Annotated in this window: 1 protein-coding gene; it reads left to right on the forward strand. The window is 55.1% G+C overall.

The annotated features are described in order from the left end of the window. Positions 1–276: 276 nt before the first annotated feature. Entirely contained in the window at positions 277–1,179 is a 903-nt protein-coding gene (locus O2S87_RS18565; RefSeq protein ID WP_475410204.1) for a P-type ATPase actuator domain-containing protein, read from the forward strand. The last annotated feature ends 53 nt before the right edge of the window (positions 1,180–1,232 follow it).

Below are 1,232 nucleotides of genomic sequence, written 5' to 3' on the forward strand. Positions count from 1 at the left end.
CCTCGTAGATACACAAAAAGCTACTGATAGCGTGGGCCTGTGGGCCAGCAGTATCGCATTGATGAAAGACGATGACGGCGCTGTATCCCCTCCCTACGACCTCGCTTCGCTCCGTCGTTGAGGAAGGAGCCTTAGCGCCTGCGGTTAGGTAATATACTGTCTCTATTCAGGTGAAACCCAGACGAACTGATATATGCGTAGATTAGAGATGCGAGAGTTTAGAGATAGAACCGAACCACATGCGGCTTTCCCCTCAATTGGAGGCCTCTCAACAGTATGACTCACTCTCCTTCGAACACGACCCCGTCAGAACCGTGGCATACGACACAGGCAGACAAGATTATCTCGGCATTGTCGACTGACGAAGCAGGGCTTTCATCCGACGAGGCAGATCGCAGACTGTCGGAATACGGGACAAACGACATCACCGAGACCGAACGGACGTCGGTCCTCGATCTATTCGTCTCGCAGTTCCGAAACCCGCTCATCTATCTTCTCGCTGTGGCAGCAGTTTTGTCGCTCAGCACCGGATTCATTCCTGGCGGTGAACCCAGTTACACTGAGGCGGTGTTTATCGCACTTATTATCGCTGCCAACGGCGTGTTCGGCTTCGTCCAGGATTACCAAGCCACTCGGTCTATCGAAGCACTTCGTGAACTCACAACTCCAGAGGCGACCGTCTTCCGTGACGGAACAAAACAATCGATTGACGCAGAACAGATCGTCCCCGGAGATATCATCTATCTCGAACAGGGAGATGCGATTCTGGCCGATGCCAGAGTGCTCAACGCTGAGGAATTACGGACGAACGAGTCTCCACTCACCGGAGAGAGCACGCCCGTCGAGAAGACAACTGAGAGCGTAGACGAAGACACGCCGTTGGCCGAGCGCCATAGCATGGTCTATAAGAATACGACCGTCGTGAAAGGCCGAGGCAGAGCGGTCGTCGTCGAGACCGGGATGGAGACGGAAGTCGGTAGAATCGCCACCCAGTTAGACGAGGCTGACGACCGCCAGACGCCGTTCCAGACCGAAGTCGAGCATCTCGGCACGCAGATTGGGGGGCTCGTCGTGTCGTTGATCGTTCTCGTCGTTGTTATCCAATTTCAGTTGATCACATCGGGAGCCTCCCTATCTCCTCCAATAGGTGCTGAATCTGTGTCTGCGGTGGCTGGCTAGCCTCCAGCAAGACGGTGGCTGGGAGTTCTACCGGCATCCAGTCGCTGTCGGCG

Source organism: Halohasta sp. A2 (assembly GCF_056175805.1).

Bases quoted from the DNA above. Each gene is read 5' to 3' on its own strand.
- O2S87_RS18565 (WP_475410204.1), top strand. From the start codon at position 277: ATGACTCACTCTCCTTCGAACACGACCCCGTCAGAACCGTGGCATACG.